The organism is Arthrobacter sp. E44 (genome assembly GCF_041877125.1).
Lineage (GTDB): Bacteria > Actinomycetota > Actinomycetes > Actinomycetales > Micrococcaceae > Arthrobacter.
This window is the reverse complement of record NZ_JBHDJA010000006.1, coordinates 170620-196586: the sequence shown is the minus strand read 5'-3', so window position 1 is coordinate 196586 and position 25967 is coordinate 170620. Positions and strand designations below refer to the sequence as shown.

Genomic DNA, 25967 nt, shown 5'->3' with positions numbered 1-25967 from the left:
GGAGTCAGCCGGGCATTACGGTGGGACATGAAGACCTCTTAGTCGTTGGCTGTGTGTGGTAACCACCAACCTAAGAGGTCTTCACCTATTCACGATGTAACCAACGTCCTGACTCAGTACAACTAGACCGGAACTCCAGCAATGAAGATCAACGCCTTCGCCGACGTCAGCCTGCGCGCGCTCATGGTGCTCGCAGCCGTGCCGGACGGAACGCTGCTCACCACCCAGAGCATCGCGGACTCCGTGGGGACGCCCTACAACCACGTGAGCAAGGCCATGGCCAAGCTGCGGAGCATGGGGCTGATCGAGGTGGTCCGCGGCCGGTCCGGCGGCTCGCGGCTCAGCCATGCCGGGCGGGTGGCCACGGTGGGCCAGATCCTGCGGCAGCTGGACACCCGTACGGATCCCGCCGACTGCGTGGCGCCGGGCGGCAATTGCCCCCTGATCAACGAGTGCAAACTTCGTAGCGCGCTGGCCCGCGCCCGTGAGGCCTTCTACGCCGAGCTCGACTCCGTAGTGATCGCCGACCTTCCGCAGGCCCGGCAGATGGCGCCGGTTTTCCAAATGATCGGCCTCCGGCCCGGGCTATAGCTTCCCCATAACCGGGCGCTTGCTATCGGTTTGGATCAAACTTCTACAAGGTGTAGAACTGAGTCAGAAATACTTGTATTTGAAATATGAGTTTTCCTCCGGCCGGACGAAGGCCCCGGCCATAACCTCAGGAGTACAGATGCTCTCGGACAAGTCCCGCCCCGTCATCGAGGCCACCCTGCCGCTGGTCGGCTCCCGGATCGGATCCATCACCCCCAACTTCTACGCCCGCCTTTTCGCGGCGCACCCAGAACTGATGGATGGCTTGTTCAGCCGCTCCAACCAGCGCTCCGGCAACCAGCAGCAGGCGCTCGCCGGGAGCATCGCCGCCTTCGCCACCCACCTGGTCAACAACCCGGGCACCCTGCCGGAAACCGTCCTTTCGCGCATCGCCCACCGGCACGCTTCCCTGGGCATCACCGAACCGCAGTACCAGGTGGTCTACGAGCACCTGTTCGCGGCCATCGCCGAAGACCTGGCCGAGGTCATCACGCCGGAGATCGCCGAAGCCTGGACCGAGGTGTACTGGCTGATGGCAGATGCTTTGATCAAGCTCGAGAAGGGCCTCTACGCCGCCCAGGCCAATGACAGGATGTGGACCCCCTGGCGTGTGGCCGCGAAGACTCCCGCGGGAACCGGGTCCATGACCTTCACCCTGGAACCAGCGGATGACACCCCCGTCACCCCCGCCCTGCCCGGCCAGTACATCAGCGTCAAGGTGGCGGTTGCGGACGGCCTGCGCCAGGTCCGGCAGTACTCCCTCTCCGGTGACGCCGGCACCAGCCGCACCTTCACCACGAAACTGGACGACGGCGGCGAGGTCTCCCCCGTCCTGCACAACACCGTCCAGGTGGGTGACGTCGTCGAAATTTCCAACGCCTACGGTGAGATCACGTTGAAGGAGGGCGACGGCCCGGTGGTCCTCGCGTCGGCGGGCATCGGCTGCACCCCCACCGCCTCCATCCTCCGCTCCCTTGCCGAGTCCGGCTCCGACCGGCAGGTCCTGGTGCTGCACGCAGAAAGCACCCTGGACAGCTGGGCCCTGCGCAGCCAGATGACGGACGACGTGGAACGCCTCGACGGTGCCGAACTGCAGCTTTGGCTTGAAAAGCCGGTGGACGGCGCCAAGGAAGGCTTCATGTCCCTGCGCGAAGTGGACCTTCCCGCGAACGCCTCGCTATACCTCTGCGGCCCGCTTCCATTCATGAAGAACATCCGCAATGAGGCCATCAACGCCGGCATCCCCGCCACGCGCATCCACTACGAGGTCTTCGGCCCGGACATCTGGCTCGCCAGCTGAATCCACTGCTCCGCACTTGTCGTTTTGCCGGTTGAAAACGACAAGTGCGGAGCAATCGAGGGAGTGGGCCCAGAGCTCTTCGGGAACGACGACGGCCCCGCACCTTTCACAAAAGGTGCGGGGCCGTCGTCGTACTTATTGCGGTGAAGCCTGATCAGCCGAGGCGGGCCTTGAGGCCGGCCAGCTCGGACTGCAGTGCCTGCGGCAGGGACTCGCCGAAGTTGCCGAACCATTCCTCGATCGAGGCAAGCTCGGTGGCCCATTCAGCGGGGTCGACCTTGACGGCTTCCTCCACCTGCGCGGGGGTCATGTCCAGGCCGTCCAGGTCAATGGCGTCGCCGGTGGGCACGAACCCGATGGGGGTTTCAACGGCGTCCGCCTTGCCCTCGAGGCGCTCGATGGCCCACTTGAGGACGCGCGCGTTGTCGCCGAATCCGGGCCAGGCGAAACCGCCCTCGGAGTTCCGGCGGAACCAGTTGACCAGGAAGATCCTGGGCAGCCGCTCCGGGTTGGCCTTGGCGGACAGGTTGACCCAGTGGTTGAGGTAGTCGCCTGCGTCGTAGCCGATGAAGGGCAGCATGGCCATGGGGTCGCGCCGGACCACACCGACGGCGCCGGCAGCAGCAGCCGTTGTCTCGGAGGACAGGGTGGAGCCCATGAAGATGCCGTTGGACCAGCTGCGGGCCTCGGTGACCAGCGGGATAGTGGTCTTGCGGCGGCCGCCGAACAAGATGGCTGAGAGCTCCACGCCGTCGGGGTTGTGGTACTCCTCGGCCACCATGTCGATCTGGTCGATCGGGGTGCAGAAGCGGGAGTTGGGGTGCGCTGCCGGCTTGTCGGAGTCCGGGGTCCAGGAGTTGCCCTGCCAGTCGGTCAGGTGCGAAGGGACCTCGTCCGTCATGCCCTCCCACCAGACACCGCCGTCGTCGGTCAGTGCCACGTTGGTGAAGATGCTGTTGCCCTTGGCGATGGCGCGCATGGCGTTGGGGTTGGTGCCCCAGCCGGTGCCCGGCGCAACACCGAAGAGGCCGGCCTCGGGGTTGACGGCACGCAGCTCGCCTTCCTTGCCGAACCGCATCCAGGTGATGTCGTCACCCAGGGTCTCCACCTTCCAGCCCTTGATGGTGGGGTCCAGCAGTGCGAGGTTGGTCTTCCCGCAGGCGGAGGGGAAGGCCGCCGCGACGTAGTAGGTCTTCTGCTCCGGGGAAGTCAGCTTAAGGATGAGCATGTGCTCTGCCAGCCAGCCTTCGTCGCGTGCCATGACGGAGGCGATGCGCAGGGCGTAGCACTTCTTGCCCAGCAGGGCGTTGCCGCCGTAGCCGGAGCCGAAGGACCAGATGGAGCGCTCCTCCGGGAAGTGGACAATCCACTTGTCCGGGTTGCACGGCCACGGCACGTCGTCTTGGCCCGGTTCCAGCGGAGCGCCCACGGAGTGCAGTGCCGGAACGAAGAAGGCGTTGGCTTCCGTAATGCGGTTCAGGACATCGGTGCCGATGCGGGCCATGATGCGCATGGAGGCCACAACGTAGGCGCTGTCGGTGATCTCCACCCCGAACTTTGGGTCCTCGGCGTCGAGGTGGCCCATGACGAAGGGGATGACGTACATGGTGCGGCCGCGCATGGACCCGGCGAACAGCCCGCGCAGCTTGTCCTTCATCTCGCGGGGTTCCATCCAGTTATTGGTGAAGCCGGCGTCGCGCTTGTTTTCGGAGCAGATGAAGGTCTGTTCCTCGACGCGGGCAACGTCAGCGGGATCTGAGAACGCGGCGAAGGAGTTGGGGAACAGGTCCTGGTTGAGCCGGGTCAGGGTTCCAGCAGCAACAAGTTCGTCGGTGAGACGGGTGTTTTCCTCTTCGGACCCGTCAACCCAGTAGATGCGGTCCGGCTGCGTAAGCTCAGCAACCTCTTCGACCCATGCCAGCAGACCGGCATGTGTGGTGGGTGCTTTCTCAAGCAGCGGCTTCTGCGCCAGATCGCCCATTGCAGTTCCCTTCCTCGGGTTCATCGGTGTGAGCTAAATGCTATGGTCCGGACCAGTGGGGTTTTTGGGGATTTTGACTGCCATCTCAGGTCACCGAAAGTGAATTCCGCGGAAAATCAAGGAATTATCGCCACAAATCCGCGGATTAAGTGACGAAGGTCACCTATACCGGTCTAGTTGCGGAGATTACAGGTGCTCCGATTTGGCATCAGGCCGCTGCTCGCGTAAAGTAATTCGAGGTTCGGGGAGAGCGGTTCTTCTCCCGGGACACGAAATGCGCCCATAGCTCAGCTGGATAGAGCGTCTGTCTACGGAACAGAAGGTCAGGGGTTCGAATCCCTTTGGGCGCACCAACAAGGTCCGCACCGGTTCGCCAGTGCGGACCTTTTTTGTACAGGCGGGCCAGCCATCACGGTTAGGCTTTGCACATGATGCCCGAGGCCGCTGAGCGCGAATTTGATGTTGTTGTTATCGGCGCAGGCGCCGTAGGGGAAAACGCGGCCGGCCGCGTCGTCGAGGGCGGGCTCACGGCCGTGCTCGTGGAAGCGGAACTGGTGGGCGGTGAATGCTCCTACTGGGCGTGCATGCCGTCAAAGGCCCTGCTTCGTCCCGGCACCGCCTTGCATGGAGCGCAGACCACCCCCGGCGCCAAGGAGGCGGTGACCCGGACCCTGGATGCGGCCGCCGTCCTGGAACGCAGGAACTATTTCACCTCCAACTGGCAGGATGACAGCCAGGCTTCCTGGGTGGAGGACACGGGCATCGAACTGGTGCGCGGCCATGGCTGGTTGACCGGCCCCAAAGCAGTGGAGGTGGCGGGCCTGGACGGGACCCAACACCGGCTGCGCGCGCGGCACGCCGTGGTCCTGGCTACCGGCTCCGCCCCGAACACTCCCCCTATCGAAGGCCTGCAGGACGTGCAGGTATGGGGAACACGGGAAGCGACGTCGGCGAGTGAGGTGCCGAATCGGCTGTTAGTACTGGGCGGCGGGGTGGCCGGAGTTGAACTCGCCCAGGCCTTCGCGCGGCTGGGCTCGAGTGTCACCCTGGTGGCCCGCAGCGGCTTGCTGGGCAACTTTCCAAAGGAGGCCGCTGAACTCGTTGCGGCGGGGCTGCGGGCGGACGGCGTCGAGCTCCGCCTGAATACTGCCACAGAGCGGATCAGCGGGAACGACAACGGCACTATCACCCTCACCCTGGGCGACGGATCCACGATCACCTCGGAGAAGGTGCTGGTTTCCACAGGAAGGCACCCGGCATTGGAGGGCCTCGGCCTGGAAAACATTGGCTTTGAGCCCGACGAATCCGGGCACCTGACCCTGACGGCGGACAGCTCCGGCCTGGTCCAGGGAACGCCGGGCGACGAACCCTGGCTCTACGCCGTGGGAGACGCGGCGGGCAAGAACCTCTTCACCCACCAAGGCAAGTACGAGGCACGGGCAACCGGCGCCGCCATCGCGGCCCGCGCCAAAGGCGAACTCAACGGCACCCCGGGCGAATGGACCCGGTACGCCCAGACCGCCAACCAGCACGCCGTGCCCAGCGTGGTCTTCACGGACCCCGAACTCGCCAGCGTCGGGCGCACCCTGCAGGCCGCCCACAAGGACGGCTACAACGCCTCCTCGGTAGAACTGCCCATCCAGGTGGCGGGATCCTCGCTCCACTCCGAGAACTACGAAGGGTGGGCGCAGCTGGTGGTTGATGAAGACCGCAAGGTCCTGCTGGGCGCCACCTTCGCCGGCCCGGACGTTGCCGAACTGCTGCATGCGGCCACCATCGCCGTGGTGGGCGAGGTGCCGCTGGACCGCCTCTGGCATGCTGTGCCTTCTTACCCCACCATCAGCGAGGTGTGGCTGCGGCTCCTGGAGAAGTACGGTCTCTGAGTTCTATTTGAACTGACCAGTCAGTTCGGTTAGCCTTGATACAGACTTCTTCTGCGAAAGGCAACGCCTTGCTCTCAGCACGCCAGCTCCATGCCAAAGGACGCCGGGACCCGCTGCTTCCGCCCACCTCCCTGAACCTCCGCCGGGGTGAATTGCTGCTCGTCACCGGCGAGCGCCAGGACCAGCGGACCGCCCTGGCCCTCCTGCTCAGCGGCCGGATGAAGGCCACAAGCGGAGACGTCAGCTGGGACGGCAGCCCGCGGACCAAGCAGCTGCGGGTGGCGTCGGCCCTGGTGGACTCCCCCGGGGTGAACGAACCCGAGGAACACCTCAGCGTCCGCGACCTGGTGACCGAGGACCTGGCCCTCATACCCCGGCGGTACCGTGGGGCACTGCTCAGCGGGCCATGGCTGAAGGTCAACCGGTTCGAGGACATCGCGGACCTCTGGACGGAGCAGCTGGAACCACGGCGGCGGCTTGAGCTGCTGACGGCTCTCGCCCTGGCCAACCCGCGCACCGACCTGCTGGTGGTCGACTCGCCGGACCGCCACAGTGCAGACGGGCTCACCTGGCTGCCGCGCCTCCAGGAATTGGCGTACGACGCCGGGCGGCCGCTCGCCGTCGTAGCGGCAGTCAGTGCCGTACCCGGTTGGTGGGACGGCCCGGTTGCCGCGATCGGCAATGACGCGCCCGAGCCTGCCCCTGCCGGTCCCGCCGACAGTTCCGACCCGCGCGATGACATCCAGGCGAATGACGCCACGGCCCCCGCCGGCAAGCACGCCGCCGAAGCCGGGCAGGACCCGGAACATACCAAAACCACACTCGAAACCGAGGTTGCCAAGTGACTGTCCTGCGGCTGGCCCGCTCCGAACTCAAGCGCATGACCGGCGGGCTGCTGCCCAAGCTGACCATCCTGGCGCTGACCATGGTCCCGCTGCTTTACGGTGCGGTCTACCTCTACGCGAACTGGGATCCCTACGGGCACCTCAACAACCTGGACGCTGCCCTGGTGGTGGAGGATTCCGGCGCCACCGCTGCAGACGGCACCCGGCTGGAGGCCGGCACCAAGGTGGCGGACAGCCTGATGGAAGGCAACGTGTTCCACTGGATTCCAGTGGACAGCTCCGCAGAGGCCGATGCGGGCGTCAGGAGCGGGCAGTACGCCTTTGCACTCCGGATTCCCAAGGACTTCTCGGCCAACCTGGTCTCCCCCGGCAGCTTCGACTCCGCCAGCCAGGCGATGCTGAACGTCACTACCAACGATGCGAACAACTACCTCCTGAGCACCATCGTGGACAAGCTGACCACGGCCGTGCACGCAACGGTGGCCAAAGAGGTGGGTGAGGAGACCGCCAACCAGCTGCTGACAGGTTTCGGCACTATCCACTCCAAGATGGTCCAGGCCGCGGACGGCGCTTCGCAGCTGGCCGACGGCGTGGCCACCCTGAGGGACGGAACCGTCACCCTCCACGAAGGGACCTCGGCCCTGAGCAGCGGCGCGGACCAGTTGTACGCCGGCCAGCTGAAACTGCGCGACGGCGCCAACCAGCTGACCGACGGCGCGGGGCAGCTCAGCAGCGGCCTGGCAGTCCTCAAGGACAAGACAGCCAGCCTGCCACCGGACACGCAACGGCTCGCCTCCGGTGCAGCCCAGGTCGCGGCCGGAAACGCACAGCTCAACGCCAAGGTCCAGGATGTGGCAGCCCAGTTGGACGCCGCGGACCAGGGCCTCCGCTCACGCGTGGTGGAGTCCAACAGCAGGCTGGTGGCCTCCGGCATCCTGACCCAGGACCAGGCAAACAAAGTCCTGGCCGACTTCGACGCCGCAGCGGCTTCCAGCCCCGTGGCAACGGCCAGGAGCAAAATCCAGACCGACGCGGCCCAGGTCCAGCAACTCGCCGACGGTTCCCAGGCAGTCAGCGCGGGCGCAGCCCAGCTGGCGGCCGGAATGCCGGCCCTCAAGGATGCCATCGGACAGGCCTCGGCAGGGGCTGACCAGCTGCACGCCGGCGCCGCAGCGTTGGCAGCCGGCGAGCAGTCCGCCGTCGACGGCGCCGCAGGCCTTGCCGACGGAGCAAAGAAGGTGGACGCCGGCGCCGCCCAGGTTTCCGATGGTGCGGCCCAGGCAGCCACCGGCTCACGGACGCTGGCAGACGAGATCGGGAAGGGCGCCGGGCAGGTCCCCAACCCCGACGATGCCCAGAAGAACAACCTGTCCCGGGTGATGGCCGATCCCGTGGCGGTCAGCAACGTCTCGCAGGCGAAGGCAGGGTCCTACGGCGCCGGGCTGGCACCGTTCTTCCTTACGCTGGCCATGTGGATCGGAATCTTCATGCTGGTCCAGGCCATGCGGCCCATCACGCAGCGGGCGCTGGCCTCCAACGCGCCGAGCTGGAAGATCGCTTTGGGCGGCTGGCTGCCTTTCCTGCTGGTCTCGGTGGTGCAGGCCTCCCTCCTGACCCTGGTGGTGGATATCGCACTGGGGCTGGACCCCGCCCACCCGGTGCTGATGTGGATGTTCATGCTGGCCGCCGCAATGGCATTCAGCGCGCTCATCCAAGGCGTGGTGGCCCTGCTCGGTTCACCTGGCAAACTGGTGGTGCTGATCCTGCTGGTGCTGCAGCTGGTGTCATCCGGCGGCACGTTCCCGTGGCAGACCACTCCGCAGCCGCTGCACGTTGTGCACCAGATTCTGCCCATGGGGTACGTGGTGACCGGCATGCGGCACCTGATCTACGGCGGCGACCTGTCCATGATCCTCCCCACCCTGGCAGGACTGGTGGGTTACACGCTGCTGGGCGCGGCCCTGTCCACGCTCGCGGTACGCAAGAACAAGTACTGGACGCTCAAGACGCTGAAACCGGAGATCGCAGTATGACCACGGAACCCACGGCCGCTGCCAAAAGCCTCCGCCCGGCCAGGACCAACGCCACCCGCCAAAAGCTCTTCGATGCCTCCATGGAACTGATCGGCGAGCGCGGGGCGGCCAGCGTCACGGTCGATGAGATCGCGGCAGCCGCGGGAGTTTCCAAGGGCACCGTGTACTACAACTTCGGCAGCAAGTCAGAGCTGATCGCGCAGCTCCTGCGGCACGGCGTGGACATTCTCAAGGCGAGGCTGCTCGAGGCCGCCGACGCCGAAGGGACGGGCAGTGACCCGCTGCTGGCCATGGAGGCGATGATCGGGCAGGCCATGGATTTCATGGCGGAGTACCCTTCCTTCGCCCGCCTTTGGGTCAGCGAGAACTGGCGGATCCCCAGCGAGTGGCAGGGTACCTTCTCGGTGCTGCGCGCCGAGCTCCTGGAGGTCATCGGCCAGGCCGTGGAGAAGGTGGCCAAGGCCTACCCGGTGGATGATTCGGTATCCCGGGGCAGCCTGGAGACCGCCATTTTCGGGGCCTGCTTCGTGGTGGGCCTGGACCGGCAGACGTACAACCCCGAGCGCACCCGTGACCAAAGTGTTGCAGCAATCATGGCCATCATGCGCGGCTACGTCCTGAAGGGGCTTGCTCCTCGGGGATGATGGAGCACATGCGCCATACGGGAAAGAGCGGAAAGTTTGCGGTGATCTGCGGCGTCGTCGCTGCGGGGCTGCTGGTGCTTACCGCGATGACCCTCGCCGAGCCGGTGTTCCTCGCCTTCCTGGGCGTCCTGGCGCTGGCCTACCTTGCCGCGCTGGCCGAAATCCTGGTCCGGCGGCGGCGCTTTGCCCTGCTGGCCGCCGGTGCGGGAACCGCCCTAGCCCTAGGCTTTTCCCTGGCGTTCCTCAGCACCTGGGAGTTGGCATTCGACGGCCAGTCGTCCTTCCTGGGCACCCCGCTGCCCACCCAGGACCCCGATAACTACTTCATCGGCGCTGCCGGCGCCCTTGTGGCCACCTTCGGAATCCTCTTCCTGGGTGCGCTGTGGCCGGGCAAACGGCGTACGGCGGCGCGCCGGCCTTCGCCCGCAGGACGCCAGACTTCCCCTGCAGCCCGTTCCGCCGCCAGGGGAACCGCGCAGGGCCAAGGCAGGTCAGCGGCGCAACGTCCGCGTCCGCAGGCCGTCCCGCGAGACGCTGCTCCGCGGGCCGGCGCCCAGGCATCCCCGCCTCAGCGGCCCTCCGCTTCCCGGCCCCCGGCCGGAGGTCCGGCGGCAGCCAAGCGCCCGCCGTCGTCGGCATCTCCTGCGGCCAGGCCGGCACCCCGGTCCGGCAGCGGCTCCGCCTCACGCCGCTGACGCCGGCGCCCTCCACTGGTCAGTACCGCCGTCGCCACGCCACCCAGCAGGAGCAGGCCGCCCGCCAGTTCCGTTGGCGATGGCACCTCCGCGAGGACCAGCCAGGCAGCGCTCATTCCCACCACCGGGACCAGCAGGGTGAAGGGGACAACGGCCGACGACGGGTGGCTGGCAAGGAGCCGGTTCCAGATCCCGTAGCCCACCAGCGAGGCAAAAACCGCGGTATAGAGTGCGCTGAGGATGGTCGGTGCCTGGAGGGTGGCCAGTGATCGCCAGACGGCGTCCGGGCCGTCCAGCAGTACGGACAGCGCGCCGAGTGGGAGCGGAACCACGGCGCCGGACCAGACCACCAGCCCCAGGCCGGAGGCTGCCTTCGCCCTGCGGGCGATGACATTTCCGGCTGCCCATGACAAGGCCGCAGCCAGGACGATGACCAGCGGCAGCAGCGGGGCCACGGCGCTGCGCCCCACCGCCACGAGCCCCAGTCCGGCGACGCCGAGCACCACTCCGGCCAATTGCCGCCGGCTGGGACGTTCGCCCAGGAAGGCGGCAGCGAGGAGGACGGTCAGCAGCACCTGTGCCTGCAGGACCAGGGACGCAAGCCCTGCGGGCATCCCCAGCGCCATGGCCAGGTAGAGAAGGCCAAACTGGCCGGCGCTCATGAAGAGTCCGACGCCGATGATGGCCTTCCAGCTGACATCCGGCTTCCTGACGAAAAGGATCCACGGGAAGACCACCAGGACGAAGCGCATGGCCACGAACAGCAGGGGCGGGAACTCCTGTCCGCCCGCATGCAGCCCGATGTCGATGGCAACGAAATTAAGGCCCCACAGCAGGGCCACAAGGACGGCAAGGAGGGAGTCGCGCAGGTTCACGCTTCCACTGTCGCAGAGCAGCAGATGAAGCACCAGCGCTCATTTATGCACTTGATCATGTACTTTTGCTTCATGATTGACATCGGATCACTGCGGGCACTGGCAGGAATCGAGCAGCATGGTTCCGTCATCGCCGCGGCCGAGGCCATGGGGTTCAGCCCCTCGGCCGTGTCCCAGCAGGTGAAAAAGCTGGAGAAGGAGGCGGGCTTCGCGGTCCTGGAGCGCCGCGGCCGCGGGGTGCTGCTCACGGAGCGCGGACTCGCGTTGGCGGCGTACGGCCGCCGCATCCTGGCCGAACTGGAAGAGCTGCAGTCCACGCTGTTGGCGGACCCGGCAAAGCCCAGCGGCAGCCTGAAGATCGTGTCATTCTCCACCGCCTGCCGCGGACTGGTGGGCCCCTTGCTGGCGCAGCTGGAGCAGTCCGGCGCGGCGTTGAGCGTTGCGGTCCTGGCGGAGGATCCGCGTGAGGCCGTGGCCCGGGTTGCGAACGGGGAAGCGGACCTGGGCCTGGTGCACAACTGGAACTCCGTGCCGCTGGTGATCCCGGAACACCTGGCGCTGGAATGGCTGTGCGAGGACGTCGCCGACCTCCTGGTGCACCGCAGCCACCCGCTGGCGCAGCGGGCGGAGGTTGAGCCGGCCGACCTGGTTGACGAGCGGTGGATCAGCACGCCGGGCGGGGCGATCTGCAACGAGGCCTTGCTCCGGATTTTCGCGGACCTGGGCCGGGTACCGGACGTTCGGGTCTACGACCCCGATTTCGCGACGCACGTCGCCTTGGTGGAACAGGGGGTAGCGGTGGCCCTCGTCCCGCGGCTGGGGCGGCCGGCGCTGCCTCCCGGCGTTACGGCTGTTCCCGTGGTCAACCCGGTCCAGGCCCGGCAGGTGGGACTGGTCCACCGCAGGACCATGACGGCCAGCCCGGGAATCAGGCACGTCGCAGGGCTCCTCCGCGGGATTGCCGCCAACGTCCCCAGTGCCTAGCGAGCCCGAGCTGGTTGGGGCAGAACCTAGTGGGCCAGAACCTAGTGGGCGCGGGGAACCGTAAAGCGGGTGATCCGGGCGTCCTGCCCGTCCAGTTCCGCCCATGGCTTTTCCGTTTCCAGGACCGTCAGGGCATTGGTGGGAAAGCGGGTGGCGGCGTCCATGTAGGCGTCGTGGTCGGAGTCGCGTGAGGCGAGGTGCATCGCCAGGTCCTGGACGCCGGGCAGGTGCGCGATGAGCATCAGCGTGGTTACGGTATCCGGCACATGGTTGACCACAGTGAGCATCCGGAGGGCCGACGCCGCATACAGCCCGTCTTCAAGCTTGGGCGTAGGGGCCTTGTCGCCGAGTTCCGAGCAGACCCACGTACAGGTTTGCCGCGTCCGCAGGGCGCTGGAGCACAGGATGAAGTCCGGGACGATATTGTGCTTGAGCAGCCACCGGCCGGCCAGCGGAGCTTCCCGGTGCCCACGCTCCTCGAGGGGCCGCTCATGGTCGGCCACCCCGCCGGGCCAGTCGGCCTTGGCATGGCGCATGATCACAAGGCGTCGGACATGGTGCGAACTCATGGCCCAAGCCTAGCCCCAGCAAGTACAGGCACGGACAGGCAGCGCAGCGGAGACAGCGTCACGCAAAGCAGGTTTCAAGAGCAGGCAAAGAGCCAAGGCCCGAGACAACAGGGCATAGCCCCCGGCGAGAGCGCAAACCCTGCCCAAACTGACGCGAGGCCCCGGCAGCCGCGGAGGCAAGTACCTAGAGAAGCGAAATGCCAGAGGAGGCAGTTGGGTGACGAGGTCGCCGTAGCGCAGCGAGGCATCCTGACAGCGCCGTTGTTGCGTTGGGCCACACGCCGCCAAGGTTCCCTGGCCGAGCTTGCGAGGCCCCAGCAGCCGCGGAGGCACAGTGCGTGGAGAGGGCTGAACGCGCAAAGGCGGCATGTCCCGACAGCGCCGTTGTTGCGTGAGGGACGAGCGCAGGCGCCGAGGGATATGCCGCCTTTCAAGCGCAGGTAAGACTTAGATCGAGTACTCCGGAGCGGCCCAGACAACAACTTCCGGGTGCTCGTAGAACCGGTACCCCTGGCCGCGGACGGTGCGGACGGTGTTGGCGAGGCGGCCCAGCTTGGAGCGGAGGCGGCGGATGTGGACGTCGATGGTGCGCTCGTTTGGCACTTCTTCGGCGTTGCGCCACAGTCCTTCGAGGAGTTCGTCGCGGCCCACAGTGCGGGTGCCGTTTTCGACGAGGTAGTTGAGGAGCTCGAACTCCTTGAAGGTGAGGTTCAGGGATTCGCCGTCGAGGTGGACTTCGCGGCGGGCGAGGTCGATGAGGACGCCGGACGGGCGCGGTTCCTGCTGCTGGGCAGGACGGGGGGCCTCGGTGCGCTGGCGGGAGTTGACGGTGGGGTCGCCGAAGGTGGAGCGGACGACGTCGAGTGCGGAACCGGGGGTGCCGGCCGGGGCCACCGCTACAGCGGCGTAGCTTTCGGCGCCGGAGACGAGCGACTGGGCGTAGGCACGGATTTCCTGGGCGAGCTTGGCGATGGAGGTGCCGGCCGCGGCTGCGGTTTCCTCATCGATGCCCATGTAAAGGACGAATCCGCGGGCCACGTTCTCATTGGCTACCGGACGCACGGCGTTTGGTCCGGCCACTACCGGGGTAGGTGCCGTAACGGGAGCGGACTCAGCCGGATGTACGGCTCGGAGCTGGCCGTAGGAGTTGGGGTTGTATCCCTGCGGGGCGAAACCCTGGCCGGGGAAGCTGCTTCCAGAGGTGGAGGGAGCGAGCGCCTGTCGCGGGCCGAAACCGGGACGGAGGCCGGAGGGCTGGCCGGCCTTGGCGGCGTTACGGACAGAGATGTGGACGTATCCGGATGCAACTGACATGGAATGCTTACCTCAATGTGAAATGGCCGCCTTCGCGGCTCGAATGCTGACTTCCCCGTTTGCACTGAGCGGGGAGGGCGCCCGACGCTGGGCTTGGGGGCGAATGCCTAAGAACTTCGGTGGGTGGGAAGGTCAGGCGTGCATTCGACAACAGCGCATGTCGGCAGCAGCGGATGTGCTGGGCCAATATTCTGCGGCTGCAGGTGCTGTTGAGTTCTTGTTCACATTGGAAGTGTGCAGCGTAACAATGCCAACTTGCAAGTAACAATGGACCGAAGAGTCCGCATCGTGAGACAAATCGCGGAATTGTGGTGGATGTCACGAGTTCGGCAGGGGGCTTATATTTCGACTCTTATCCGGACAATTAGCCCTTATCGCCGGCGTTACGGAATTTAATTCGCCTAAAAGGCGGCCTGCCGAATAGGTTCGAAATTCAACCGTTTGACGTGGAATCGGTCGGACGGGGTCAGCTCGTGTCCAGCCGACGTCCTGCCTCCGGCGGATTTTTCTGCTGAAGTTCCTCCACCCGGAGGCAGGATGAGCGCGTCTTGGCCGCTGCCCGTTGTCCGGGGCCTTAGTTGCTGCTGGTTCCCGAACCGGAAGTTGCTGCAGTGCCCGCTGCTGCAACTTGGATGGTCTGCGCCGTGTAGGTGTCCGGGTTCTTCAGGGCCGTGACGCGGACAGTCGCGCCGGCGGTCACGTTGGAAAAGTTGAGCGTACTGCCGGTGGAGCCGCCACGCTGGCGCATACCCTGGGTCACCTGGACATCGGCGCCCACAGCGTAGGTCCGGGAGAAGCCGTCCTCGCTCTTTACGGTCAAGGAGTTTCCCGAGATCTCCGTGACGGTGCCGGCCTGGCCCGCCATGGTCACATAACTGGAGTCCTGCAGGACCACGTATTCAGAGTGGACGGCTGCATTGAGGCCTGCTCCGCCCATTCCCAGTCCACCGGGTCCGCCGTCCAGGCCCATGCCGCCGTCCATGTCGCGCCCGGTCATGCCTCCGTCCGTGCCGGTTTGGCTACCCGGGCCTGCCATGCCGCCTTGCCCGGTCATGCCGCCTTGCCCTCCGGAACCGAACTGGCCGTTGGCGCCGGCGCCCGGACCGTTGTTGGCCGAAGCGGCAGTGGTTCCGTTTCCGGCGGCGTAGGCGCCGGCACCGGCTGCTGCGGCAACCACCACCGCCACCCCGCCCACCAGCAACCCCTTCTTCGCAGTCCAGCTTCCTTTCCCGTTCCGCGGCGAAGCGTTTGGCCCGTACTGCTGCGGCGCGCCCCATCCGGTGCCGGAGCCTGGCTCCTGGCCCACCGCCGGCGTCGTGCCCCATCCGGCGGAAGGCGAACCGGGAACGGGCGCACCCCAACCTTGTGCAGGCTGCGGCGAATTCGGCTCGTACGTGGTGTGGTCCTGAGCATCGTTGGCGCGATCGGCCGGGGCGCCGGCCCACACAGATGCCGGCTGCCCCTTCTGTGCTGATGCCCCGGGGACGGCTCGGTTGTCCTGCTGATCCATGGCTTTCTCCAGAAATCGATGTGGTGGTGATGCTCTTGTCCTGTTGTTGGATCAGGTTCTGCCGGTTTGCTGTGTGGAGGCTGTGCCACAGGCCAAGCCTGCCTGTGACCTGGTGGGACGGGCAGGCCTGGGCAGCATGTGCTGGGGGCCCCGGCTGGCTAGGCTGGAACTCACAGCTGGAACACAGCAACGGCAAAGCATCGGCAAACCGTCAGATCGGAAGGTTGTCCCATGGCATCCCCGCACCCCATGACCAACAACCTCCCGCAGCTCACCCACCCCGACGGCTCCCCCATCCGCGCCCTGGTGGTGGATGACGAGCCCAGCCTGGCTGAACTCATGAGCATGGGGCTGCGCATGGCCGGCTGGTCGGTAGCCGTGGCCGGGGACGGGCCCACCGCCGTCAAGCTCGCAAAGGACTTCCATCCCGACGTCCTGGTGCTTGATGTCATGCTCCCCGGGTTCGACGGCGTGGAGCTGCTGGGCAGGATCCGCGCCTTTGCGCCGGAGGTGCCTGCGCTCTTCCTGACGGCGAAGGACGCCGTCCAGGACCGCATCGTGGGACTGGCCGCCGGTGGGGACGACTACGTCACCAAGCCCTTCAGCATGGAGGAAGTGCTGCTGCGCCTGCACCGCCTGGTACAACGCTCCGGGGTGGCCGCCATGGACACCGCCGAACTGGTGGTAGGCGACCTTGTCCTCAATGTGGACACCCGGGAAGTCACCCGCGCCGGGGAGGACATACAACTGACGGCAACACAGTTCGAGCTGCTCCGCTACCTGATGGAGAACCCCAAGCGCGTGGTCAGCAAGGCCCAGATCCTGGACCATGTGTGGGACTACGACTTCGGCGGCCAGGCGAACATCGTTGAACTGTACATTTCCTACCTTCGCAAAAAGATTGAAGCCAACCATCCGCCGATGATCCACACCGTGCGCGGGGCGGGCTACGTCATCAAGCCCGCAGACTAGCCAAGGAAAAGCATGTCATCGCTTTCCGGCGTCCCCCGGCCTGCCGGCCGCTCCTTGTTCAACCCGGCCACCTGGCACCTGCGCACCCGGCTGATCCTGCTGTCAATGGCGCTCCTGGTGGCAATCTCCAGCGCGATCGGCGTGGCCAGCTATGCCTCGATGGACGTGGTCCTCACCAACCAACTGGATGCGCAGCTGAAGCTGGCGTCCCGTGGCCGACCGCCCGAAGGCAACCCCTCCGGCCGCCCGGATCCGCTCGACGCACGCGGACAAAGTGTGGGAACGCTGAATGCCCGGGTGGTGAACGGGCAGATCAGCAGGGAGGCAGGCTTCCTTTCCACCGATTTCACCCGGACTTCCCTGACGCCGTCTGATGTTGCCACCCTGCAGGCACTCCCCCACGATGGCCTGCCGGTGGACCGCGAGCTGTCCAAGGGCGACTACAGGGTGCTGGCCACAGAAACCCCTTACGGCGATGTGGTGATCACGGGGCTGCCGCTGTCGATGAAGCAAAGCACCGAGGCGTCCCTGGTGCTGACCATGGTGCTGGTCTCGCTGGGCGGCCTTGTCGTGATCGGACTTGCCGGCACTGCCCTGATCCGCAGGACCATGCGGCCGCTGGAACAGCTCTCCGACGTCGCAACCAAGGTGTCCAAGCTCCCCCTGGATGCCGGGGAGGTGGCGCTCGCAGTGCGCGTGCCACCCTCCGCAGCACACCCCACCACGGAGGTGGGCAGCGTGGGCCACGCCCTGAACCTGATGCTGGACAATGTCTCCAGCGCGCTGGAGGCCAGGCAACGCAGCGAGATGAAGGTGCGCCAGTTTGTTGCCGACGCCTCCCATGAACTTCGAACTCCATTGACCGCTATCCGCGGGTACACGGAGCTGATGCGCATGACCGAACACCTCACCGAGGACGGGCAGAAGTCGCTGGGCCGCGTCCAGAGCCAGTCCGAGCGCATGACCGCCCTGGTGGAGGACCTGCTGCTGCTGGCCCGCCTGGACGAGGGCAAGGCAACCGAAGCCACGGACGTGGACCTGACGCAGCTGGTCATCGAAACCGTCAGCGACGAAAAGGTCATGGCACCGGACCACACCTGGCAGCTGAAGTTGCCCGACGAACCCGTCACCGTGCGTGGAGACACCACCCAGCTGCACCAGGTGCTGGCAAACCTGCTCTCCAACGCCCGGAAGCACACACCTGCGGGCACCACCGTTATCACCGGCGTCATGCGTTCCGCGGACGGGAGTGTGGTGGTCACGGTCACCGATGACGGCCCCGGAATCCCGGCCGAATTCCAAGGCAACATCTTTTCCCGCTTCACCCGGGCCGACACCGCCCGCTCCGGCTCGGAAGGGTCATCAGGCCTGGGCCTGTCCATTGTCGAATCCATCGTGGCCGCCCATGGCGGCACCGTGGAACTGGTCTCCCGGCCGGGCCGGACCGAGTTCGCCGTGCGCCTCCCCGCCGCCGGGGCGGCCAGGCCCTAACCTGCCCAGGCAATGGCCGGTCACCGCGCGTTGACCAGAAAACCGGGGCGGCAGCACTTACACAGGCACGTCACAGGTTGTGCCTAAAGCCCACAAATCCGGCGGCGCCACTCTTGATTCATGACGCTCACCGACTCCACTTCAGGAACCCTGCAGGACGCCGCGGTGGTGCCGCCGGGCCTCCCTTCCGCTGGCTTCCCTTCTGCTGGCCTTCCTTCTGCTGGCCTTCCTTCCCGGGGGCGTGCCGTGCGCCGCGCCCCCGTGGACACCCGCACCGCGGTTCCCGTCCTCGATGTCACCATCCCCGTCTTCAACGAGGAACGCGATCTTGAGGAATGCCTCCGAAGGCTCCACGGACACCTGCAAGACACCTTCCCGCACAGCTTCCGGATCACGGTGGCGGACAACGCCAGCACGGATGGGACACTGAAGATCGCCGAACGGCTGGCCCGGGAGTTCCCCGAGGTCGCGGTGGTCCACCTCGACGAGAAGGGCCGGGGGAATGCCCTGCGCAAGGTGTGGCTGGCGTCGCCGTCGCCGGTCCTGGCCTACATGGACGTGGACCTGTCCACCGACCTTGCAGCCCTGCCCCCGCTGCTGGCGCCCCTGATCTCGGGCCACTCGGACCTGGCCATCGGCACACGCCTCACCCGCAATTCCCGCGTGGTCCGCGGCCCCAAGCGCGAATTCATCTCGCGCAGCTACAACCTGATGCTCCACTCCTTCATGGGTGCGCGGTTCAGCGACGCCCAGTGCGGCTTCAAAGCCATCCGCGCCGATGTCGCCCAGCAGATCCTTCCCTACACGGTGGACACTTCCTGGTTCTTCGACACGGAGCTCCTTGTCCTTGCCGAGCGCTGCGGCCTGCGGGTCCATGAAGTTCCCGTGGACTGGACCGACGACCCGGACTCAAGTGTGGACGTGGTCCGGACGGCGCTGGCGGACGTCCGGGGCATGGCCCGGCTCACCCGCGACCTGGTCTACGGCCGCATCCCCGTACCGGAACTGCGCGCCGCCCTGGCGCGGGGTCCGCTGCCGGCGTCATCACGGGCGGACGAGCAGACCCCGGGCAGCAGCCTCTTCGGCCAGCTGGTCCGGTTCGCCGCCATCGGGGCCGCCTCAACCCTGGCCTACCTGCTGATCTTCCTGTTCTGCCGCGGCTTCGTGGACCCGCAGCTGGCAAACTTCCTGGCGCTGCTGATCACCGCGGTGGCCAACACCGGAGCCAACAGGCGCTTCACGTTCGGCATCCAGGGCGGCAACCCGGTCCGGCACCACTTCGAGGGGCTGATTGTTTTCGGCATCGGCCTGCTGCTCACCTCCGGAGCACTCGCCCTGGTGCACAGGACGACGACACCGGACCGGTGGGCGGAAGTCCTCACCGTAGTGGCGGCGAACCTTGCGGCCACCGCAGTCCGATTCCTGCTGTTCCGGCTATGGGTCTTCCGGGACAAGGCACCCGGGACGACGGCAGCTCCCGGCGCCAACGACGCAAGTTCCGAACCCCGTACCGACGCCACAGACGCCACAGACGCCACAGACGCCACAGACGAAAACGCTACGGCCACCACTTCAACAGAAACGGCAGCTTCATGACCTCCACCATCTCCCCGGCAGGCGCCGACTCCACCGGGAGCGCGCAACTCACAGGTCCCCTGCACCCGGACCACCAGCACCCATCCGCCGGCACCACTGCACGCCCCACGGAAGGACCCGCTGGAACTGCCGGACCCGTAGCCCGCAACCCAATGCCGCGCTGGGCCGGCTACGCCTTCGGCAACCAGGCACGCTGGGTGCGGCCCTCAGCGGCGGGGCTCCTGGTGGCCACCGCGGTCCTGTACCTGTGGAACCTGGCAGCAACCGACTACGGCAACTCCTTCTACGCCGCGGCCATCCAGGCGGGCACCAAGGACTGGACCGCCTTCCTCTTCGGCTCGCTCGATGCCGGCAATGCCATCACCGTCGACAAGCCGCCCGCGGCGCTCTGGATCCCCGCACTCGCGGGCCGAATCTTCGGCTTTTCGCCGCTGAGCATGCTGGTGCCGGAGGCACTCATGGGCGTGGCCGCCGTCGGGTTCCTCTATCTGGCCGTCAAACGGGTATCGGGACCGGCGGCAGGCCTGTTGGCCGGCGGTGCGCTGGCCCTGACGCCGGTGGCGGCACTTATGTTCAAGTTCAACAACCCGGATGCCATGCTCACGCTGTGCCTGGTGCTCGCCGCATATTTCACCACCCGCGCCATTGAACGGGCCGGCTGGAAGTGGCTGGCGGCGGCCGGTGCCGTGATCGGGCTGGCATTCCTCACCAAGATGCTCCAGGGTTTCCTGATCGTCCCGGCACTCGGACTGGCCTACCTGTGGGCGGCCCCCGCCTCGGTCGGGCGCCGCATTGCCCATCTGCTGGGCGCATTGGGCGGAATCGTTGTCGTGGCAGGCAGCTACGTTGCCCTCTTCCAGCTGACTCCCGCTTCGGAGCGCCCGTACATGGCCGGATCCACCACCAACAGCTTCCTGGAACTGACCTTCGGCTACAACGGCCTGGCCAGAATCACCGGTTCGGGCGAAGGCATGCCCGGCGGCGCCGCCGGGGGTGCTGCAGGCGGGCCCGGAGGCAGCTTCGGGGGCGGCAACGCTGGATTCGGCGGGGCTGCCGGCATGTTACGGATGTTCGGGACGAGCTTTGGCGGTGAAGTCTCATGGCTTTTGCCCGCTGCCCTGATCCTGCTGGTGGCGGGTCTGTGGTTCACCCGGCGTGAAGCCCGCACTTCCCCAAGCCGGGCCGCCCTGATTCTGTGGGGCGGCTGGCTCTTGGTCACCGGAGGCGTCTTCAGCTTCATGAGCGGCATCGTCCACCCCTATTACTCGGTAGCACTGGCGCCGGCCATCGCGGCACTGGTGGGCATCGGTGCGGTGGAACTCTGGCGCGGCCGAACATACTGGCCTGCCCGCATTGTCCTTGCGGTGGCCGTCCTGGGCACCTCGATTTGGTCCTCTGTCCTCCTGGGCCGGGACGCATCCTGGCTCCCTTGGCTGCGCGTGGCGGTCATCATCCTCGGTGTCCTTGCCGCCGCGGCAATCCTGCTCCGCCTTGACGCCGTGCGCACCTCCGGACGGTTCCGGCGTGCGGGGGCGGCCGCCGTCGTCGTCGTATCCCTCTTGGCCGGCGGGCTTGGTGCCGGTGCCTGGACCCTGGCCACCGCTGCCTCCGCACACTCAGGCTCCATTCCGACGTCGGGACCCGCAGGCTCAGCGGGCGCTTTCGGCAACCGGGCCGCGGGCTTCCGCGGCGACCGGACCGACGGCAGGAACTCCGCCACGGACTCGGCCACCGGAACCGACGGCCTTGACCCAATGAACGACCTCGGCGGCACCCCCGGAGCCGGTACCGGCGCACCTGACGGCGGCCCGGGCGGTGCAGGTGGCCCCGGTGATGCAGGCGGCGCCGGCGGTCCCGGCGAAGGAACTGCCGATGCCGCGGTGACTGCCCTGTTGAAGGCCACCAGCACAAAGTGGTCTGCGATCGTTTCCGGCGCCACCCAGGCAGCCAGCCTGGAACTGGCCACGGACACCAACGTCATTGCCCTCGGAGGCTGGAACGGCGGCGATCCCTACCCCACCCTGGCCGAGTTCCAGGACATGGTGGCCAAGGGCCAGATCGGCTACTTCATCCAAAGCGGAGGCATGGGCGGTGGCGGCATGGGCGGCCGCGGCGGCAACTCCGAAGTGGCCGCCTGGGTCCAGGCCAACTTCCAGGCCCAGACCGTAGGCAACTCAACCGTCTACCAGCTCACCAAGTAGGACACGATGGCCAGCCAGCACAGCGTGCCTGTAACCACCGCAGCCCGCCCCCGGAGGAATCCACTGGGGCGGGAGCGATTCACCCTCCGGGGCCGGCCGGGCACGCGGGACCATGCGGCCTTCCGCGGAGACCGTGCGGCCTTCCACCGGAGGCTGGAACTGGCAGCTGTACTGGCTGGCACGGCCGTGCTGTACCTGTGGAACCTCGGTGCGTCGGGCTGGGCCAACGCGTTCTATTCCGCCGCAGCCCAGGCCGGATCGCAGGACTGGGCAGCCTGGTTCTTCGGCTCCTCCGATGCCGCGAATGCCATCACCGTGGACAAGCCGCCGGCCTCCCTGTGGATCATGGGGCTGTCGGTCCGGATCTTTGGCCTGAGCTCGTGGAGCATCCTGGTTCCCCAGGCTCTGATGGGGGTCGGCTCGGCGTGGCTGGTCTATCTGGCCGTGCGGCGGGCCGCAACGCCGGCCACCGGTGATGTCCGGCTTGCGCACCGGGCAGGGCTGCTGGCAGCGGCGGTCCTTGCCCTCACCCCGGTTGCCACCCTGATGTTCCGGTTCAACAACCCGGACGCCCTGCTGGTGCTGCTAATGACAGCAGCCGCGTACGGGTTCCTCCGCGCGGTCCAGGAGGACCGGCCTCGGTGGCTCCTGCTGGCCGGGGTATTCCTGGGCTTTGGGTTTCTCGCCAAGCAGCTTCAGGTCCTGCTGGTGGTTCCCGGGTTCGCCCTCGCCTACATGGTGGCAGCTCCGGGCGGCACCCGGCGGCGGTTGATCCGTCTGGCAGCCGCGGGAGCAGCGATGGTGGTTTCTGCCGGCTGGTGGCTGCTGGCCGTCGAGCTGACGCCGGCGAACATGCGGCCCTACATTGGCGGGTCGCAGAACAACTCCATCCTGGAGCTGACGTTGGGCTACAACGGCCTGGGCAGGCTCACGGGCGACGAAACGGGCAGTGTGGGCGGCGGCAACGGCTGGGGCGTTCCGGGCCTGTTCCGGATGTTCAACAGCGAGTTCGGCGGCCAGATCGCATGGCTGCTGCCGTCCGCACTCATCCTTGCGGCGGGGCTGCTGTGGGTGGGGCGGCGGGCTCCGCGAACAGATGTTGTCCGCGCTTCCGTCATCGTCTGGGGCTCGTGGATCCTGGTAACGGGCCTGGTGTTCAGCTTCATGGCCGGCATCATCCACCCCTACTACGCGGTGGCACTGGCACCGGGAATCGCCGGAATGGCAGGCCTGGGCAGCGTTCTCCTGTGGCAGCGCCGCAGGCAAGCGGCTGCCCGCATCTTCCTCGCTTCAGCAGTGGCCGTGGCGTCGCTTATGGCCTTCTACCTGCTGGGAACCACGTCCGCCTACGGCCCTTGGCTGCGCTGGCTGGTGCTCGGCGGAAGTTTGGCAGCCGCAGCAGGCATTGGGCTGGGCAAGTTCCTGCGCTTGGCTTCCATGCAGCGGACGACGGCGGCCCTCGCCATCGCTGCGTCGCTCCCCGGTCCGCTGGCCTACTCCGTCACCACCGCGGCTACGGCACACAGCGGGGCGATCGTCAGTGCGGGGCCAGCCTCGGGCTTAGGCGCCGGCGGCCGCGGACCGGGAGGCTTCAGTTCGACCGGTCGGAGCCCTTCGGGCCGGGGCGCCGGACAGGGCGTCACGGGCCAGGGTCCCATGGGGCAGGGCTTCCAGCAGCAGGGTTCCCAGCAGCAGGCCGCCCCGGCCGGAACAAACCCTGGCGGCGCTAACTTCGGGGGCAGGCCCGGCGGCGGACTCGGTGGCCTCCTCGGCGCACCTACTCCACCAGCGGATCTTGTGGCCGCGCTCAAAGACGGTGCAACCAATTACACCTGGGCAGCAGCGGTAGTGGGCTCCAACAATGCCGCCGGGTACCAGCTCGCCACGGAACTGCCGGTGATGGCCGTGGGCGGCTTCAACGGCACCGACCCCTCCCCCACCCTGGCGCAGTTCCAAGACCTCGTCGCGCAGGGAAAAATCCACTACTTCATTGCCGGCGGGGCCATGCCGTCCAGCTCCGGTTCGGATGCCGTCGGCCGGATCGCCGAGTGGGTTTCGCAGAACTTCAGTGCGCAGAGCATCGGCGGCACCACTATCTACCTCCTGGCACGGTAACAACACGGCCTGGTGTCCTGAACGTAACGATTCAACCGCACGCCAGAAGCAAGCCGGCGCGCTGGAGGCCGTGACTTCCGTTACCTAAATGTGACTTTGCTTCGCTTTTCCTGTACCGTCGATTGGGTGCGGCTCCCGTTCGGGCCGCATATCCCGGGTTGACGCCAAGCTCTGCCGCTTCCCCCGGATTCCGATTGAGCAACGGCAGAGGCGGGGGACCCACCGTCCCGGGCGATGAACGCCCTTGGGGTTAAGCACGTACGTGATCTTTCCGTGCGGCCGGATGCCCTCATCCGAACCCGACAGCTAACTCCGCAGGTGTGAGAGGCGATCAATCATGTCCAAAAACACGGCAGAAGCATGCCTGCATGCCAAGGGTAAACATCTGGCACAGCAGGAACCGGCCAAGAAACCAGCAAAGAAGACCAGCCTGGGCGTGCGTGCCGGGATCCTTGCAGCATCCTGCGCGGTGCTCGTGGGGGTAGGCGCGGCAGGCCAGGCAACCAGCAGCATGACCCCGGTGTCATCCACCGAATCAAACTCTTCCACGGCAGCGGCCGACGCCCAAATGAGCATCGAGAAGAGCGAAATCCGCTCCAACCCGGCAGCGTCCGTTCCGGCGGCAATCAGCGTAGCCCCCCAGGCAGCGGAACCAGCCCCCGCGCCTGCACCGGCGGCCCCCGCAGCGGAAGCCCCGGCACCTGCCGCGGCTCCGGCACCCGCCCCGGCTCCTGCCCCGGCTCCGGCACCCGCTCCTGCGCCGGCACCCGTCGTCGCGGTGAATGATCCCGCCGGTGCCCAGGCTTATGCTGCCGGCCAGCTGGCAACCTTTGGCTGGGGACCTGACCAGATGCAGTGCCTGCAGACGCTGTGGACCAAGGAGTCCGACTGGACCACCACGGCCACGAATCCCAGCAGCGGCGCCTACGGCATCGTCCAGTCCCTGCCTGCAGAGAAGATGGCCAGCGCCGGCGCCGACTACCTGACCAACTACCGCACGCAGATCAACTGGGGCCTGGATTACATCAAGAAGAGCTACCAGTCTCCGTGCGGTGCGCTGAACTTCCACCTGGCGCACAACTGGTACTAGGCACCTCTCCCTGGCATAGCGCCGCAAAGGGAAACCTTCAGCTGAACCTCCCGGCTCCAAGGACAGCCGACGGCTGGTCCCGCCACCCGCCGTCGTACGCCTTGGCCACGGGGTAACGCCGGGGATTCCAGCGACAGACCGCGGGCCGCATCATCACGATGCGGCCCGCGGTCTGTTTTAAGCGTTGCTGGGCGTACTGCCGGCCTGAGCTGCATCCTGCCCGGCATTCCGCCAAGGGATGTACTGGACGGCCCACTTATTGCCGTCCGGGTCGGCGAAGTAAACGAAGTGGCCCCAAGGCAGCACTTCGATGTCACTGACGTCCACACCATTGTTCTTCAGGTGGTCATGCGCCTTTTGGATGTCGTCGACCACCATCTGGAGGGTGGTTCCCGTGCCGGGAGGGGCGTCCAAAAGCCCCTCGCCCATGCAGATGGAGCAGGCAGAGCCGGGCGGCGTCAGCTGTACGAAGCGCACGTGGTCCGACGGCCGCTCGTCGTAGTCCGCGTTGAAGCCCACCTTGTTGACATAGAAGTCCTTGGCGCGGTCAACGTCGGATACAGGGACAAAGACAAGTTCGAGTTTCCAGTCCATCCGCACAGGCTAGCGGCAGGACGACGAGTGAAAAAGGGTAAAAACTACCCTGCGATGCCGTAGAGCCGGTCGCCGGCGTCGCCCAGGCCGGGAACGATGTAGGACTTCTCGTTGAGCTTCTCGTCGATGGAGGCCAGGACGATGTGCACGTTCGCGCCCGAGAGTTCCTCTTCCAGCCGGGCCAGGCCTTCAGGGGCAGCCAGCAGGCAGATGCAGGTGACGTCGGAAGCGCCCCGCTTGAACAGGAACTTGATGGCCTCACGCAGGGTGCCGCCGGTGGCCAGCATGGGGTCCAGCACGAAGACCTGGCGGCCCGTCAGGTCCTCCGGAAGGCGCTCGGCATAGGTGATGATGTCCAGCGTTTCCTCGTCCCGGGCCATACCCAGGAAGCCCACCTCGGCCGTGGGGACCAGCTTGGTCATGCCCTCCAGCATTCCCAGGCCGGCACGCAGAATGGGAACCACCAGCGGTGTGGGCTTGGTGAATGCCGTGCCGATGGTGGTGCTGACTGGCGTCTGGATGGTGACGGGCTCCGTGCGGACCTCCCGCGTGGCCTCGTAAGCCAGCAGGGTCACCAGCTCTTCCGTCAGCTGGCGGAATACCGGCGACGGCGTGTTCTTGTCCCGCAGGACGGTGAGCTTGTGGGCGACCAGGGGGTGGTCAACAACGAGAGTGCGCATCCCC

Annotated in this window: 20 protein-coding genes, 1 tRNA gene and 1 riboswitch; of the genes, 14 read left to right on the top strand and 7 right to left on the bottom strand. The window is 66.7% G+C overall.

Translation table 11 applies throughout. From position 1 onward, the window contains the following. Positions 1 to 141 precede the first annotated feature (141 nt). Entirely contained in the window at positions 142 to 591 is a 450-nt protein-coding gene (locus tag ACETK3_RS07945) for an Rrf2 family transcriptional regulator (protein ID WP_236801060.1), read from the top strand. Between the two features lie 139 nt (positions 592 to 730). Then, the gene (locus ACETK3_RS07940; protein WP_236801058.1) at positions 731 to 1891 is read left to right on the top strand and encodes a globin domain-containing protein; all 1161 of its coding nucleotides are present in this window, start codon (positions 731 to 733) and stop codon (positions 1889 to 1891) included. Between the two features lie 154 nt (positions 1892 to 2045). Here ACETK3_RS07940 and ACETK3_RS07935 read toward each other — a convergent pair whose 3' ends face one another. Continuing rightward, the gene (locus tag ACETK3_RS07935; protein WP_236801056.1) at positions 2046 to 3872 is read right to left on the bottom strand and encodes a phosphoenolpyruvate carboxykinase (GTP); all 1827 of its coding nucleotides are present in this window, start codon (positions 3870 to 3872) and stop codon (positions 2046 to 2048) included. 276 nt (positions 3873 to 4148) lie between these two features. On the opposite strand from ACETK3_RS07935, the gene ACETK3_RS07930 reads away from it, so the two are divergent. The 5 genes from ACETK3_RS07930 (at position 4149) to ACETK3_RS07910 (ending at position 9277) form a co-directional block, all read left to right on the top strand. After that, positions 4149 to 4225: transfer RNA gene (locus tag ACETK3_RS07930), tRNA-Arg, on the top strand. Positions 4226 to 4300: 75 nt separating this feature from the next. Further along, complete coding sequence (locus tag ACETK3_RS07925) at positions 4301 to 5755, top strand: NAD(P)/FAD-dependent oxidoreductase (protein WP_236801055.1); 1455 nt, start codon at positions 4301 to 4303, stop codon at positions 5753 to 5755. A gap of 68 nt (positions 5756 to 5823) precedes the next feature. Next, positions 5824 to 6600: an ABC transporter ATP-binding protein gene (locus ACETK3_RS07920; protein ID WP_237429831.1), complete on the top strand. Its 777-nt coding sequence runs from the start codon at positions 5824 to 5826 to the stop codon at positions 6598 to 6600. Continuing rightward, on the top strand, positions 6597 to 8633 hold the full coding sequence (locus ACETK3_RS07915) for a YhgE/Pip family protein (protein ID WP_237429830.1): 2037 nt from the start codon (positions 6597 to 6599) through the stop codon (positions 8631 to 8633). The genes ACETK3_RS07920 and ACETK3_RS07915 overlap by 4 nt, the downstream gene beginning before the upstream one ends. Beyond that, entirely contained in the window at positions 8630 to 9277 is a 648-nt protein-coding gene (locus tag ACETK3_RS07910; RefSeq protein ID WP_237429829.1) for a TetR/AcrR family transcriptional regulator, read from the top strand. Before ACETK3_RS07915 ends, ACETK3_RS07910 begins: the two co-directional genes overlap by 4 nt. Before the next feature lie 568 nt (positions 9278 to 9845). Here ACETK3_RS07910 and ACETK3_RS07905 read toward each other — a convergent pair. Beyond that, complete coding sequence (locus tag ACETK3_RS07905; protein ID WP_373992716.1) at positions 9846 to 10847, bottom strand: EamA family transporter; 1002 nt, start codon at positions 10845 to 10847, stop codon at positions 9846 to 9848. Between the two features lie 72 nt (positions 10848 to 10919). Between ACETK3_RS07905 and ACETK3_RS07900 the strand changes: the two genes are divergently transcribed. Then, positions 10920 to 11831, top strand: a complete 912-nt coding sequence (locus tag ACETK3_RS07900; RefSeq protein ID WP_373992715.1) for a LysR family transcriptional regulator — start codon at positions 10920 to 10922, stop codon at positions 11829 to 11831. A 41-nt stretch (positions 11832 to 11872) separates the two neighbouring features. Here ACETK3_RS07900 and ACETK3_RS07895 read toward each other — a convergent pair whose 3' ends face one another. The 3 genes from ACETK3_RS07895 to ACETK3_RS07885 form a co-directional block, all read right to left on the bottom strand. Further along, complete coding sequence (locus ACETK3_RS07895) at positions 11873 to 12400, bottom strand: histidine phosphatase family protein (RefSeq protein WP_236801049.1); 528 nt, start codon at positions 12398 to 12400, stop codon at positions 11873 to 11875. 447 nt (positions 12401 to 12847) lie between these two features. Further along, positions 12848 to 13714, bottom strand: coding sequence for a winged helix-turn-helix domain-containing protein (locus tag ACETK3_RS07890; RefSeq protein ID WP_236801047.1), 867 nt, complete (start codon positions 13712 to 13714; stop codon positions 12848 to 12850). A 574-nt stretch (positions 13715 to 14288) separates the two neighbouring features. Continuing rightward, positions 14289 to 15224 (bottom strand): hypothetical protein, encoded by a 936-nt coding sequence (locus ACETK3_RS07885; RefSeq protein WP_373992714.1) that lies wholly within the window; start codon positions 15222 to 15224, stop codon positions 14289 to 14291. 231 nt (positions 15225 to 15455) lie between these two features. Here ACETK3_RS07885 and ACETK3_RS07880 point away from each other — a divergent pair, with 231 nt between their 5' ends. From ACETK3_RS07880 to ACETK3_RS07855, 6 genes are all read left to right on the top strand, one after another. After that, the gene (locus tag ACETK3_RS07880) at positions 15456 to 16196 is read left to right on the top strand and encodes a response regulator transcription factor (protein ID WP_236801045.1); all 741 of its coding nucleotides are present in this window, start codon (positions 15456 to 15458) and stop codon (positions 16194 to 16196) included. Positions 16197 to 16208: 12 nt separating this feature from the next. Then, a complete protein-coding gene (locus tag ACETK3_RS07875; RefSeq protein ID WP_373992713.1) occupies positions 16209 to 17687 on the top strand; it encodes an ATP-binding protein in 1479 nt (492 codons plus the stop codon). Between the two features lie 120 nt (positions 17688 to 17807). Continuing rightward, on the top strand, positions 17808 to 19283 hold the full coding sequence (locus ACETK3_RS07870) for a glycosyltransferase (RefSeq protein WP_373992712.1): 1476 nt from the start codon (positions 17808 to 17810) through the stop codon (positions 19281 to 19283). Continuing rightward, positions 19280 to 21484, top strand: coding sequence for an ArnT family glycosyltransferase (locus tag ACETK3_RS07865; RefSeq protein ID WP_373992711.1), 2205 nt, complete (start codon positions 19280 to 19282; stop codon positions 21482 to 21484). The genes ACETK3_RS07870 and ACETK3_RS07865 overlap by 4 nt, the downstream gene beginning before the upstream one ends. A 24-nt stretch (positions 21485 to 21508) precedes the next feature. Further along, entirely contained in the window at positions 21509 to 23599 is a 2091-nt protein-coding gene (locus ACETK3_RS07860) for an ArnT family glycosyltransferase (RefSeq protein WP_373992710.1), read from the top strand. Positions 23600 to 23770: 171 nt separating this feature from the next. Further along, positions 23771 to 23931, top strand: a riboswitch (cyclic di-AMP (ydaO/yuaA leader). Positions 23932 to 23936: 5 nt separating this feature from the next. Further along, positions 23937 to 24689, top strand: coding sequence for a hypothetical protein (locus ACETK3_RS07855; protein ID WP_373992709.1), 753 nt, complete (start codon positions 23937 to 23939; stop codon positions 24687 to 24689). A gap of 177 nt (positions 24690 to 24866) precedes the next feature. Here ACETK3_RS07855 and ACETK3_RS07850 read toward each other — a convergent pair whose 3' ends face one another. Both ACETK3_RS07850 and upp read right to left on the bottom strand, forming a co-directional pair. After that, positions 24867 to 25283: a glyoxalase superfamily protein gene (locus tag ACETK3_RS07850; protein ID WP_373992708.1), complete on the bottom strand. Its 417-nt coding sequence runs from the start codon at positions 25281 to 25283 to the stop codon at positions 24867 to 24869. Positions 25284 to 25327: 44 nt separating this feature from the next. Next, positions 25328 to 25963: a uracil phosphoribosyltransferase gene (gene upp / locus ACETK3_RS07845; protein WP_142030188.1), complete on the bottom strand. Its 636-nt coding sequence runs from the start codon at positions 25961 to 25963 to the stop codon at positions 25328 to 25330. Between the last annotated feature and the right edge of the window lie 4 nt (positions 25964 to 25967).